Genomic DNA, 13,564 nt, shown 5'->3' with positions numbered 1-13,564 from the left:
CGCCCCGGCGCTGCTTTTTCTTTTTTGAATTGACAGCCTTCTACACATTTGGTCTTATTCTACTATAAAGCATTATAATCCATTATAGTGGAATATGAAGGGAACTGTCATGAAGTCACTGAAGCTTGCGCTCCTTCTAGGGTCGGCACTTGTTGCTCTAAGCCCGTCGGCTTTCGCCCAGTCCAAGGGCGGCGTTATCAATGTTGCCACCATCGGCGAACCACCAACGCTCGATGCTATGGCCTCGACGGCCGATCTTGTCGGCATCGTCTCGCAGCACATTTTTGAAACGCTCTATACATTCGACAAGGCCTGGAACGTCACGCCGCTTCTTGCCGCGAGCCTTCCGGAAGTTTCGGCTGACGGCAAGGTCTATACGATCAAGCTGCGCACGGGCGTTAAGTTCCACGATGGGACGGATATGGATTCGGCCGACGTCGTTGCATCGCTGCAGCGCTGGACGCAGATTGCGTCGCGCGGCAAGCAGACCGCCTCCATGATCACCTCGATCGAAGCTGTCGATCCCGCGACGGTCAAGATCACGCTGAATACGCCTTACGCGCCGCTGGTCTCGCTGCTCGCGTTCAACAATGCAGCTGCGATTATCCTTCCAAGCGAAAAGCAGCAGAACCCGATGACCGAACCGGTCGGCACCGGACCCTATATGCTGAAAGAGCGCAAGCCCGACCAGTATATCCAGCTGACCCGCTTTGACGGCTACAAGTCGCCCGAAGGCGACGAGAACGGCTATGGCGGTGCGCGTCATCAATATCTTGATGAAATTCGCTTCGTTCCCGTACCGGACGCGAACACGCGCGTGCAGGGCGCTCTCTCCGGTCAGTTTGACTATGTCGACAGCCTGCCGGTCGAATCCTACGAACAGTTGAAAGGCCAGAAAACGACCGAGGCGGTCCTCCTCAAGCCTTTTGGCTGGCCGGTCTTCGTGATGAACACAAGTCAGGGCATCACCAAGAATCAGGATCTGCGCCTCGCTGTCCGTGATGCGCTCAGCGAAGAAGACATGTTGGCTGCCGCCTTCGGCAGCACGGACTTCTATGCGCTCAATCCGTCCATGTATCCTGATGGCTACAACTGGAAGACTGAAGCCGGAACCGAAGGCGCCTATAATGTCGCCGATCCGGAGAAGGCTGCCGAGGAGTTGAAGAAGGCTGGCTACAATGGCGAGCCGCTGCGCATTCTCACCAGCCGCCAGTATGAATTCCACTACAAGATGGCGCAGGTTGCGGCGGAATATCTGAAGGCTGCCGGACTTACCGTCGATCTTCAGGTCGTCGATTGGGCGACGCTGACGCAGCGCCGTGCCGATCCCAAGCTCTGGGATATCTATATCAGCCACAGCCCGTTCCTGCCCGAACCGGCGCTGATCGGTGCCATGTCGACGAGCGCACCGGGCAATTGGGACACGCCGGCGCGCAAGGCCGCCGTCGATGCGTTCAACTCCGAGGTCGATCCGCAAAAGCGCATCGCCCTGTGGGCCGAGGTGCAGAAGGTGATCTATGCCGAAGTACCGATCATCAAGATCGGCGATTTCAATGCGCTTTCGGCGAAGTCACCGAAGCTCGAAGGTTTCACGCCTGCACCGTGGCCATATTTCTGGAACGTATCGCTCAAGCAGTAGTGCTTTGCCGGGTGCGGTAGGCGACGTGCCAACTGCGCCCGGCTGCCCAGTCCTCGTCAATTTGGGATCGATTGGCCACAGATGCTCCGTTACATTATTCAACGCTTTATCGGCATGATTGTCGTGATGTTTCTGGTGGTGACGATTGTCTTCGTCATCGTCCGCGTCACGCCGGGTGATCCCGCCGCTGTCATGCTCGGGCCTGAAGCGACCGCCGCCGATATTGCCGAGCTGCGCCAGCGCCTCGGTCTCGACCAGTCGATACCGGTGCAATATGTGTTTTTCATCGGCAACCTTCTCAAAGGCGATCTCGGCCAGTCGATCTTTCTCAACCAACCGGTATTGCAGGCGCTCGCCCAACGGGCCGAGCCCACTTTCTTCCTCACCATCTTCTCGCTGCTGATCGCCAGCGTGATTGCCATTCCGATCGGCGTCTACGCAGCCTATCGGCGAGGTTCGCTGTTCGACCAGGCGGCAACGGCCCTTGCCATGCTGGCTGCCAGTATTCCGAGTTTCTGGCTCGGCCTCATTCTTATGCAGGTTTTTGCCGTGCGCTTCGGACTGTTCCCGGTCTCCGGCTATGGCGGCCCGGGAACCTCACTTGGCGAACGCCTGTCTTATCTGGTCCTCCCGGCCTTCGCGCTCGGCATCGTATCTTCCGCGTTGATCATGCGCTTCACCCGCGCCTCGATGCTTGACGTGCTCGGCGACGATTACATTCGAACCGCTCGAGCCAAGGGCGTCGGCGAGGCCAGCGTCGTCCTGAAACACGCTTTCAAGAATGCCCTCATTCCGATCCTTACCGTTCTCGGCCTCACCGCCGCGGTGCTGATTTCGGGCGCGGTCGTGACCGAAACGGTGTTCGGACTTCCCGGCGTCGGCAGCCTCGTCGTTTCGGCAGTGCTACGCCGCGATTACCCGGTGATCCAGGGCGCATTGCTGATTATCGCCGCGCTCTACGTTCTCATCAATTTCGCCATCGACATGCTCTATCTCGTCGTTGATCCAAGGGTGCGCTACTGATGACCGAAATCGTGTCCACCGCGCCCGTCAGCGAGCGCTCCAAATTCTTCCGCGTTCTGATCCGGCGCAAGACTGTGCTGTTCGGCATGATCGTGCTGGCCATCTTCGTGCTGCTCGCCGTTTTTGCACCGCTTATCACGCCGTTCTCACCAAGCAAGCTTTCGATCGTCAACCGGTTGAAGCCGCCGGACATGAAGTTCCTCTTCGGAACCGACGAGTTTGGTCGCGACGTCTTCTCGCGCACGATCTACTCGGCGCGCCTCTCGCTTCTTGTCGGTTTCGCAGTGGTCGTCCTTGCTTCGCTTATCGGCGTCACGCTCGGCCTGCTCGCCGGCTTCTTCCAGAAGCTCGACGCGCCGATCACGCGTCTCATCGATGCGATGATGGCGTTCCCGGATATTCTCCTCGCCATCGCGCTCGTTGCTGCGCTTGGGCCATCGCTCACGACCGTGATCGTGGCGCTCAGTATCGTCTATGCGCCGCGCCTTGCCCGCATCGTGCGGGCCTCAACACTTGTCATTCGTGAACTCCCCTATGTGGAAGCGGCGACATCGCTCGGGATTTCCACACGCCACATCATGACCCGGCACGTATTGCGCAATCTTCTTTCTCCCATTCTCGTGCAGGGCACATTCCTCTTTGCCAGCGCCATGCTGGCCGAAGCCGGACTTTCATTCCTCGGCCTTGGTGTCAGCCCGGAAGTACCCACCTGGGGGACGATGATTGCATCAGGTCGCCAATATATCGGCAAGGCCGACTGGATGACCCTCTTCCCCGGTATCGCGATCGTGCTCGCCGTTCTGTCGCTGCAGATGGTCGGCGACGGCTTCCGCGATCTTCTTGACCCCCGCCTCAGAAAGGATCTCTGATCATGTCTGCCTCCCCCGCAACCGATGGTCGCCTGCTTGTGACCAACGTAAAGCCGGTTGCCTTCGGACCCGGTATGCCGTCGTCCCGCATTGACATTCTTGTCGATGCCGATGGCAAGATCGCTGCATTCGGCCCCTCGCTGAATGTTCAGGACGACATTCGCCGTATCGACGGCAACGGCGCCTGGATTTCCCCAGGCTGGGTGGATCTGCATACACATATCTGGCATGGCGGCACCGACATTTCTGTGCGTCCACAACTGTGCGGCGCCGAGCGCGGCGTTACGACGATCGTCGATGCGGGATCGGCCGGAGAGGCCAATTTTCACGGCTTTCGCGAATATATCATCGATCCGGCGCGCGAGCGCATCAAGGCCTTCCTGAACCTCGGCTCCATCGGCCTCGTTGCCTGCAACCGCGTCAGCGAGCTTAGCGATATCCGTTCGATCGACATCGACCGTACCGTCGCCTGCGTCAACGAAAACCGCGACCATATTGTCGGCCTCAAGGTCCGCGCCAGCCACGTAATCACCGGCTCATGGGGCGTTACGCCCGTCAAGGTCGGCAAGAAGATCGCCAAGATCCTCAAGATACCGATGATGGTGCATGTGGGCGAACCGCCCGCTCTCTATGATGAAGTACTCGAGATTCTTGGACCCGGCGATATCATCACCCATTGCTTCAACGGAAAGGTCGGCAGCAGCATCATCGAGGATGAAGACCTGTTCGAACTCGCGGCGCGTTGCGCCGGGGAGGGCATCCGCCTCGACATCGGCCATGGCGGCGCATCCTTCTCGTTCCGCGTCGCGGAAGTGGCGATCCAGCGCGGTCTTCTGCCCTTCTCGATCTCGACGGACATACACCTGCGCAGCCTCAACTTTGCCGTCTGGGATCTGGCGACGACCATGTCCAAGCTTTTGAACGTCGGCATGCCCTTCGACAAGGTCGTCGAGGCCGTGACCCTTTCGCCTGCCTCGGCCATTGGACTGCCTACCGAAAACCTGCTTTCCGTCGGCACCCGCGCCGATTTCACCATCTTCGAGCTCGACGACTCCGATCTCACTGTCATCGACTCCATGGGCTACGAAGCGAGGCTCGAAAAGCTCTTCGAACCGCGCTGGGCGGTGCTCGGCAACGAATTGGTCAAGGCAGGTCGTTACCAGCCGGCCCAACCTGAAACTTCGGGTGCGATAGCGCCCTATTCTTACCGCTGAGGAACACGTCTTGAGCACAACACCCAGCCCGGCGGTCAGCGCCGCCAAATCACCCTACGATCGTTTAAAGGCGCTCGGGCTGACCCTGCCGCCGGCGCCAAGCCCGATCGCCAATTTCGTCACCCATATCCAGGAGGGCAACATGCTCTACCTGTCCGGGCAGGGGCCGCGCGAGAACGATGGCTATCTTCACACCGGCAAGGTCGGCGGCAATGTTTCGGTCGAGGAGGCATACGAGCATGCCCGCCTCACCGGCATCAATCTCCTTGCGGTGATGCATTCGGCGCTGGGTGATCTTGGCAGGGTGAAGCGAGTCGTAAAGCTGCTGGGGATGGTCAATGCCGTTCCCGACTTCGCCGATCATCCCTCGGTCATCAACGGCTGCTCGGACCTTTTCATCAATGTCTTCGGTGAAGCGGGCAACCATGCGCGCTCGGCAGTGGGCTTCGGCTCGCTCCCGGGCAATATAACCGTCGAGATCGAGGCGATCGTCGCACTCAAAAACTGAACGCCAGGAACCTACGTATGACTGCGCCAGCCCATTACCGTTTCGATCCGCTCCGCCGAGGCCTTCACCTCGTTGGTATAGCGTTCGGGGTTGTCGCTGACCTTCTGTTCCGGCAGAACGATGGAAATCGTGGCGATGCATGCGCCCTTGTCGTCGCAGATCGGCGCGGCAACGCAGGCAACGGCATAATCGGACTCTCCGGCCTGAATGGAAAGCCGCGCATCAAGCGCCTGCCTGGCGGACGCCGAAAGTACGGCGGGGTCAATGACGGCGCGGCCCGTCGGCGACGACTTGGCGCAATGCTCGAAAAGGTCGAGGCGCTCGGCTTCCGGCAGATGCCCTACGAGCAGGCGTCCCGACGCCGTCCAGTTGAGTGGAACGCGCGTGCCGACGCGGGACGTCACCTGAAAATGGCCCGGCCCGTCCGCCATGGCAAGAACCAGCATATGGTCGCCATCGCGTCCGCACACCTGCACCGTCTCGCCGGATATGCGGCTGAGATTGTGCATTTCGTGGTTGGCGACGTTGAGAAAATCCAGCGAGCGAGCATAGGCAAGACCGTAGTGATAAAGCCGCGCGCCAAGCCATACCGAACTGTCGCTGTTGCGCGACAGCATGTTCTTTTCGACAAGGTCATCGACGATCACATAGACCGTGGAGAGCGGTGCTCCAATTGCCTTGGCGATCGCGTAGACACCCGCCGGGCTGCCGGTCTCGTAAAGATAATCGATGACTTGCAAGGCACGGTCGATGCCGCTCACACGCGAGCGGCGCGCCTTCGCGCTGTCTTCCTTCGCGATGCCGCCGGTGCTCTCCATGTCTGAAATCTTTGCGTCCACGCCACACTCCGCACCGTTCGAGTCATTCAACGAATTATTACATTATAAAGGCATAGCTGCCAAGCCGATGGAATACTTGCCGGCCGGCACCTCAAGGGGAAGACCATGACAGACCAACAAACACCGTCCGATATACGCGAATCCCTCGGGCTTCGCCGCGTCATCAACGTATCCGGCACGATGACCTCGCTTGGCGCTTCGATCGTCGTACCGCAAGCAATCGCGGCCATGAGTTCCATACTGCCGCAATTCGTCGAAATCAACGACCTGCACCGCATGGCAAGTCCCGTCATTGCCCGTCTGACAGGCGGCGAGGCCGGTTTCGTTACGGCGTCCTGTTCCGCCGGCATTACCCTGGCGATTGCCGCGACAATGACCGGACCTGATCTCGCCGCGATCGAGCGCCTGCCTGATGCAACCGGACTCAAGAATGAGGTCCTTATTCAGACCGGCCATGTGGTAAGTTACGGGGCTCCAGTCGATCAGGCGATCAAGCTTGCCGGCGCCAAGGCCGTACTGGTCGGCCAGGCTACGTCCTGCTACCCCTATCATCTGGAAGGGGCAATCAATGAGCGTACGGCTGCAGCCGTCTTTGTTGTCTCGCACCATACCGTTCAGTACGGCCTCGTTGCGCTGAAGAAATTCGCTGAAATATGCCACGCCCGCGGGGTGCCGGTGATTGTTGATGCGGCATCGGAATATGACCTCAGGATTTTCCTCGCCGAGGGCGCCGACATAGCGATCTATTCCTCGCACAAGTTTCTCGGCGGCCCCACGGGAGGCATTGTTTCCGGGCGCAAGGATCTCGTGCGCAGTGCGTTCCTCCAGAACATGGGCGTCGGACGGGGCATGAAGCTTGGCAAGGAGAGCATCCTCGGCACGATCGCAGCGCTCGAAGCCTGGGAGAAGCGTGACCATGCCGGCATTCGCGAGAAGGAAACCGGCTACCTCCACCTCTGGAAGCAGACCCTGACCGGAAAGCCGGGCGTTACCGCAGAGATCGAAGCTGATCCGACCCATAACCCTCTGGATCGGCTGCGGGTTACCATCGATCCGCGCGAGGCGCATATCACCGCCTGGGACTTCGCCGACGCATTGGCGAAAGGCGAGCGGCCGATCATCGTCCGCGATCACGAGGCCGAGCATGGGTACTTCTACATGGATCCGTGCAACCTCCATCCGGGCGAAGAAAGGATCGTCGCCGGCCGCCTCGAAGAGGAACTTCGCAAAGCGAGAGCGTCCAACGAGATCATCGCAACTCCGTTCGAAGAGCGCTACGCCCGTCGTATCGCCGGCCTCATGCGCTGGCCGGATTGATTGAGAGGACCGCTTATGGAAAAGCCCATCGCCCCCGTTCTTTCCGTCTCGAACCTCACCACGTCCTTCCTTGGTGATGGCCAGTGGCGACCGGTCGTGCGCAATGTCTCCTTCGACGTCGCGCCGGGGGAGACGGTGGCGATTGTCGGCGAATCCGGCTCCGGCAAGAGCGTTACGTCGCTCTCGATCATGCGGCTTCTGCAAAAAGACAAAAGCCGCATTGAAGGCAAGATCATGCTGGGTGGCAAGGACATTCTCGCCTTGCCGGAGAGGCAGATGCGGTCTGTGCGCGGCAATGACGTTGCCATGATCTTCCAGGAGCCGATGACCAGCCTCAACCCGCTTTTCACGGTAGGAGGCCAGATCAGCGAGGCCTTGCTGTGTCATCGCGATATCTCGCGGGCAGAGGCAAGGGCCGAAACGATCCGGCTTTTGGAAAAGGTTCGCATACCCGCGGCTGCTTCGCGCTTCGACGAATATCCGCATCGCTTTTCGGGCGGCATGAGACAGCGCGTGATGATCGCGATGGCACTCGCCAGCAAACCGAAACTGCTGATTGCCGATGAGCCGACGACGGCACTCGACGTGACGATCCAGGGACAGATCCTCGATCTCATCAAACTTCTGCAGGAGGAGGAGGGCACTTCCGTCCTCTTCATCACCCACGACATGGGTGTCGTGGCGGAAATCGCTGACCGCACGGTGGTCATGTATAATGGCGAGGCCGTCGAAACCGGCAACACCGACGAAATCTTCGCGAACCCGCAGCATCCCTATACGCGCTCACTGCTTTCCGCCGTGCCGGTTCTTGGCTCGATGAAAGGGCACGAGCGGCCGCTGCGCTTCCCGGTGGTCGATCGCGCGACTGGCACATCGGATACGCCAGTCGAGACCGCCGATACGGTGCAGGCCGACAAGCCCCCGCTGCTTGAGGTCCGCAACCTGACGACGCGCTTCAACATTCACTCCGGCATGTTCGGCCAACTGGAGGGGCGGGTCCACGCGGTTGAAAACCTCTCCTTTACCCTCCAGCCTGGAGAAACGCTCTCGCTTGTCGGCGAGTCTGGCTGCGGCAAATCAACGACCGGCCGCTCGATCATGCGCCTCGTTCAGCCGCAGAGCGGCGAGGTGCTGCTCAACGGTCAGGACGTCCTCGGCATGGATCCGAAGCAGATGCGAGACATGCGCCGCACCATGCAGATGATCTTCCAGGATCCCTTCGCCAGCCTTAATCCACGCATGACCGTCGGCGCCGCCATTGCCGAACCCTATCTCGAGCACAGGCTTGGAACCCGCACACAGGCCCGCGACCGCGTCGCCGATCTCCTCGAACGTGTCGGGCTCAAAACGGATATGGCCGGACGCTATCCGCATGAGTTCTCCGGCGGTCAACGCCAGCGCGTATGCATTGCCCGTGCGTTGGCACTCGATCCGAAGCTTATCGTTGCGGACGAATCCGTTTCGGCCCTCGACGTTTCCATCAAGGCGCAGGTCATCAACCTGCTCCTCGACCTGCAGGCCAGCCTCAACCTCGCCTATCTCTTTATTTCGCATGACATCGCGGTTGTCGAGCGCGTCAGCCATCGCATCGCTGTGATGTATCTCGGGGAAATCGTGGAGATCGGGCCGCGGGCCGCGATATTCGAGAATCCGCAACATCCCTATACGAAGAAGCTGATTTCGGCCGTTCCGGTGCCTGATCCCGCGCGTCGCGGCGTCAGGCGCCCGGTTTCCAACGACGAAATCAAAAGCCCGGTGCGCGCCCCGGACTTCGTCGTTCCGTCGCGCCAATATGCGGAAGTCTCAAGCGGACACCTAGTGCAGATGTAGGAGAGGCCGCGGCAGGTTCGCCGCGGCTACCCAACCTCTATGCTTATTGTGCTTTCTTCTGGGACCCGACGAGTTCGTCCCACTTGCGGAACGCCAAGACCATCTGGTCCGGCTTCAGCGGCAGTTCGATGGGGTTGTTGGCAATGAGGTCGGCATATTCAGGCCTGCCGAACTCCTTGATGACATCCTGGCTGTGCTGCGGCGCCATGCTGATCGGCACGTTCTTTACGGCCGGGCCCGGATAGAGATAGCCTTCATCATAGGCATAGGCCTGCGCCTTGGGGGTGAGCAGAAAGGCCATCAAATCAAGCACGACAGCGACCTTGTCGTTCGCGATACCGTTCGGCATGCACATGAAGAACGCATCCGACACCCAATGGAAGCCCTTCAGCGTACCGATCTTCGCCGTCTCGGGCACAATGCCGAGGGCACGGGGATTGATGTCCCATCCAGTCGTGCTGATGATGATGTCGCGCGAACCCTCGCCGAATTCCTTCATGGTCGCGCCGGTACCCGCCGGATAATAATCGATATACTGGCCGATCTCGGTAAGATAGGCCCAGGTCTTTTCCCAGCCATTGACCGGATCGTGCGGATCCTTGTCGCCGAGGAGATAGGGCAGGCCCATCATGAAGGTCCGGCCCGGTCCGGAATTGGTCGGACGCGCATACATGAAGCGGCCAGGGTTGGCCTTGGCATAGGCGAGGAGTTCCTCGGCGGTCGTCGGCACCTGCTTGACGCGCTCGGGATCGTATTCGATCAGTGGCCCCGACGGGTAGTAATTGACGACCACACCGAAACCCTGGCCTTGCGCCTTGTGCAGGGCGAGCGCCGCCGGTTCGTAGTTCTCTTCGAGGCCGGGGAGCTTGTCGGCGAAATCCGGCAGGATCTTCATCCAGGTTTCGTTGGCGAGGCCTGCCGCCAACCCATCGCTGCCAGTCAGCACAATGTCGATGTCAACGCTCTTTGCCGCCTGCTGCGCCTTCAGCTTGCCGGCAAGTTCCGTTACCGGCGCCTTGGTAAAGACGATGCGGGAGACCCGTTCGGGATAGGTCTTGGCATATTCCTCGAAGGCCGGCTGCATCAGGGCGAGTGCGCCGCCGACATCCATGACGGTGATCAGGACAGGAGCGGCGGGCAGTGCAGGCGCCGCCGCCCATGCGCCTGTGATGCCGCCTACTGCGGACACGGCGATACCGCCGAGTACCGTACGGCGGTTGATGCGAGTAAAATTATTTGTCATGTCAAATTCCCCTGTGTTTTATCGCGTTCACTTGAATGTCCGTTCTTCGCTGCCGATCCGGACGCGGCGTATGTTCATCGCGTCCGTCCATTCGATTTCCGCGGCAGGCAAGGTGATTCCCCGCGCGCTGAGAACAGGCGCCAGCGCATCGACAAGCCGGCGGGATGCCATTTCCACGGCCTGCTCGAAGGTGGTGATGTTCCAGTGAACAAGGTTGCGCACCGCATCGTCGAGGCGAAGCGCCGATCCGGCAAGCCCGGCGAGCCCGGCCAGTCCGACGCTGCCGTCGGCCGAGCGGCGGATGCGCATGCCGGCAAAGTCATAGTCGCCGGGTTCGGCAGCGGCAGCTGCCGTCGCGTCGGTCACCAACGCCGACCGCGCGAAACCCTTGGCGCGGATGAGCGCCTTCAGCGCCGGCGGCGGAACGTGAATGCCATCGGCGATGAATGTTGCGAGCAGCCGATCGTCGGCAAGCTGCGCGAAGAGCGGATTGGCAAGCTTTGGCAGTACCTGCGGCAGGCCGTTGCCGAGATGGGTGGAAAGGCCCGCGCCGGCAGCGACCGCTGCATCGACACCTTCAAAATCGAGCGCGGAATGGCCAATCGACACAAGCCTGTCCTGGCCAACCATGGCTTCGATAAATCCGATCCCATTGCTCACTTCCGGAGCGACAGTGACGAGCAAAATCGGCCGTTTCAACTTTTTCTCAAGGTCGAGGACGAGCGCCGGATCAGCTGCGGTCATGGCGCTCGCCGGATGGCACCCCGAAAATCCGTCAGCGGGGTTGAGAAAGGGCCCCTCCAGATGGTAGCCCGGACACATCAGCGGACCGAGCCAGCTTTCTGCAACGCTCCGGTCCAGGGCGGCGAAGCGGGCGTCGAGTTCCGCCGGGGTGGCTGTAATGATCGTCGGAAGGCAGGTCGTCACACCGCTCGCCAGCATCGCTTCGAGCGCTCGGTCCAAGGCTTCTGCGGTCAGGCCAGCGTCGTTGAAATCGACACCGGCAAAGCCATTGACCTGGATATCGACGAGGCCGGCCGTGATCATGCGAGCAGCGACGCCGAGGTGGGATCGAGCAAGAGCACGACATTGGTATGTTCCTGCACGATCGAGGCGGGATGGCGCGGATCCACCTCTCCTTCGATCGCATCCTTTACCGCCTGCGCCTTGCGCGCATCGGGCACCGAGAGGACTATGAACTTGCTCTTCATGATCTGCCGGATGCTCATTGAAACCGCCTGCTCGGGAACCGCAGCGAGATCGGGAAACCAGCCTTCGCCGAGCTGCTGCTTGCGGCAGGCTTCATCAAGGGTCACGACGATATAGGGCTCTTCGGTTTCGAAATCGGCCGGAGGATCGTTGAACGCGAGATGACAGTTTTCGCCGATCCCGGCAAAGCATACATCTATCTCGTGCCCGCTGATAAGCTTACTGATCCGCTCGGCTTCCGCGTGCGCATCACTCTCCGCGTCGATCGGATAAAACGTCACCTTGCCTGCAAGCGGTTCGACAAAGCGTTCGTTCAGATATTTGCGGAAACTTGCCGGATGGCCGATGTCCATGCCGACATATTCATCAAGGTGAAAAGCCGTCACTTTCGACCAGTCTATGTCCTTGGCCGCAACGAGATTGCGCAGGACCTCGAACTGGCTCGCGCCCGTAGCAACGATAATCGACGCCTTGCCTTTCTCCGCGATCGCCCGTCGAATGGCTTCAGCGCCAAGATCGGCAGCAGCAGCGCCCAGCGCCTCCTTGTCGTTCAAAATGCGTATATCCACCATCAATTTTCCGTTCATCTGCTTGTGCTTTATCGGGCTGCGGGCAATGTAACCACAGCTGCCCCTGGCATCGCAAGCATTTTCGAATAATATTATTCAAAAATAAGGATTAGGTTTTTCCGGCATGATTTTGACGATTGACGAGACCCGCTATGAGGATGCCCACCAACGCGATTGCGCGCGGGTTGCGGCCTTGCTTTCAGATGGAGAATCGCATTCACGTCCGAATGTGAGCGAAGCGTTGCAAATGACGTCGACGACGACATCGCGTGTCGTCGCGGATCTGCTGGAGCGCGGCCTCGTCATCGGGGAAGCAGGCGAAAAGAGCGGACGCGGCCGGCCTGCGATCCAGATCGCCCTGAACCATTCACGGCTGGGCGCGACGGTCGTTCTCATGAGCAGCCGTTCGCTGCTCGGCGTATTGGTCGATCTGAGTGGCCGCGTGATCGGACGCTGCACTGCCGACGTGCCCGAAAGCGCCGACAATGAGACCATGGCTGCGCGGATGCGCGGTCTTATAAACTCTCTACTGACGGATTTGCCGGCGGGCATGAGCCACATGGGAACCTCGGTGTCGGTCTCCGGTGTCGTGAACGAGCGTGACCGCAAATGGCTGATCACATCACGCTGGCCCCATGTCCGCGATCTTGACCTCGCTGCCGCTCTAGCGCCGGTTACGCCTGTCGTCTTCGTCTGCCGTCATCTCGATGCCGAATTGACGGCGCGGACCATGCAGGACGGTGCGCAGGGCCGGGACAGCACGCTCCTCTTGCACTGGGGCTGGGGTATAGGACTTGCGTACAGCGTCGAAGGCGAGCCTTTCATGTCGGCGAGCAATCCCTTTGGCGAAATCGGCCACTGGCGCTTCAATATGCTCGATCAGCGACAATGCGGCTGCGGCAACCATGGCTGCCTCGAAACGGCTGCGGCGCTCTGGGCCCTATTGCCTCAGCTGCGAGCAAGCTGGCCGGAGCTTTCGGAGGACGAGGAACGGGTTGCCGGGCAATTGACCAGCCTTGATATCGCTGAAAGACCGGAGATTGCGACGGCAATCCACCTCATGGCTCGATCGCTTGGCAATGTTTGCCGCCTGCTGTTCCCGAAGAGAGTTATTGTCACCGGTCCCTTTGTCGGCAATACCGCACTCTGGCAAGCGTTTTCAGATGCATTCCAGGCGGAAGGAATCATGAGCGGCCTGGCGCTTCCCGTTCTAGTTGCCGACCGGTCCAGCGAGGAATACGCTATCCTCGGTGCGGTTCGACCTTTGCTCAATCTTGGGCTTGAGACATTCATCCGATCGTGAG

Annotated in this window: 12 protein-coding genes; 8 read left to right on the top strand and 4 right to left on the bottom strand. The window is 60.1% G+C overall.

Translation table 11 applies throughout. The features are described from left to right. Positions 1–109 precede the first annotated feature (109 nt). The 5 genes from BLR72_RS02615 (at position 110) to BLR72_RS02595 (ending at position 5,253) form a co-directional block, all read left to right on the top strand. Positions 110–1,639: an ABC transporter substrate-binding protein gene (locus BLR72_RS02615; RefSeq protein WP_091944802.1), complete on the top strand. Its 1,530-nt coding sequence runs from the start codon at positions 110–112 to the stop codon at positions 1,637–1,639. An 81-nt stretch (positions 1,640–1,720) separates the two neighbouring features. Further along, positions 1,721–2,662: an ABC transporter permease gene (locus BLR72_RS02610; protein WP_027233142.1), complete on the top strand. Its 942-nt coding sequence runs from the start codon at positions 1,721–1,723 to the stop codon at positions 2,660–2,662. Continuing rightward, complete coding sequence (locus BLR72_RS02605) at positions 2,662–3,531, top strand: ABC transporter permease (RefSeq protein WP_027233141.1); 870 nt, start codon at positions 2,662–2,664, stop codon at positions 3,529–3,531. Before BLR72_RS02610 ends, BLR72_RS02605 begins: the two co-directional genes overlap by 1 nt. A 2-nt stretch (positions 3,532–3,533) precedes the next feature. Then, positions 3,534–4,745: an amidohydrolase/deacetylase family metallohydrolase gene (locus BLR72_RS02600; protein ID WP_091944799.1), complete on the top strand. Its 1,212-nt coding sequence runs from the start codon at positions 3,534–3,536 to the stop codon at positions 4,743–4,745. 10 nt (positions 4,746–4,755) lie between these two features. Further along, positions 4,756–5,253, top strand: a complete 498-nt coding sequence (locus BLR72_RS02595) for a RidA family protein (protein WP_091944797.1) — start codon at positions 4,756–4,758, stop codon at positions 5,251–5,253. An 11-nt stretch (positions 5,254–5,264) separates the two neighbouring features. Here BLR72_RS02595 and BLR72_RS02590 read toward each other — a convergent pair whose 3' ends face one another. After that, the gene (locus BLR72_RS02590; protein ID WP_036815185.1) at positions 5,265–6,071 is read right to left on the bottom strand and encodes an IclR family transcriptional regulator; all 807 of its coding nucleotides are present in this window, start codon (positions 6,069–6,071) and stop codon (positions 5,265–5,267) included. Positions 6,072–6,197: 126 nt separating this feature from the next. Between BLR72_RS02590 and BLR72_RS02585 the strand changes: the two genes are divergently transcribed. Further along, positions 6,198–7,409: an aminotransferase class V-fold PLP-dependent enzyme gene (locus BLR72_RS02585; RefSeq protein ID WP_091944795.1), complete on the top strand. Its 1,212-nt coding sequence runs from the start codon at positions 6,198–6,200 to the stop codon at positions 7,407–7,409. A 15-nt stretch (positions 7,410–7,424) separates the two neighbouring features. After that, a complete protein-coding gene (locus tag BLR72_RS02580; RefSeq protein WP_091944791.1) occupies positions 7,425–9,239 on the top strand; it encodes an ABC transporter ATP-binding protein in 1,815 nt (604 codons plus the stop codon). A 43-nt stretch (positions 9,240–9,282) separates the two neighbouring features. On the opposite strand, the gene BLR72_RS02575 is transcribed toward BLR72_RS02580, so the two are convergent. Genes BLR72_RS02575 through BLR72_RS02565 form a run of 3 tightly spaced genes read right to left on the bottom strand, consistent with a single transcriptional unit; the run spans position 9,283 to position 12,278 of the window. Continuing rightward, positions 9,283–10,482, bottom strand: coding sequence for an extracellular solute-binding protein (locus tag BLR72_RS02575; protein WP_091944788.1), 1,200 nt, complete (start codon positions 10,480–10,482; stop codon positions 9,283–9,285). A gap of 27 nt (positions 10,483–10,509) precedes the next feature. Continuing rightward, positions 10,510–11,529, bottom strand: a complete 1,020-nt coding sequence (locus BLR72_RS02570; RefSeq protein WP_091944785.1) for an amidohydrolase family protein — start codon at positions 11,527–11,529, stop codon at positions 10,510–10,512. Further along, positions 11,526–12,278 (bottom strand): glucosamine-6-phosphate deaminase, encoded by a 753-nt coding sequence (locus tag BLR72_RS02565; protein WP_244506604.1) that lies wholly within the window; start codon positions 12,276–12,278, stop codon positions 11,526–11,528. The genes BLR72_RS02570 and BLR72_RS02565 overlap by 4 nt, the downstream gene beginning before the upstream one ends. 106 nt (positions 12,279–12,384) lie before the next feature. Here BLR72_RS02565 and BLR72_RS02560 point away from each other — a divergent pair, with 106 nt between their 5' ends. Further along, positions 12,385–13,563, top strand: coding sequence for an ROK family protein (locus BLR72_RS02560; protein WP_091944779.1), 1,179 nt, complete (start codon positions 12,385–12,387; stop codon positions 13,561–13,563). Position 13,564: the final 1 nt, after the last annotated feature.

It is taken from the genome of Phyllobacterium sp. YR620 (assembly GCF_900104165.1).
Lineage (GTDB): Bacteria > Pseudomonadota > Alphaproteobacteria > Rhizobiales > Rhizobiaceae > Phyllobacterium > Phyllobacterium pellucidum.
Note: the sequence above shows the minus strand (reverse complement) of the source record. Positions and strands in the feature narration are given on the sequence as shown.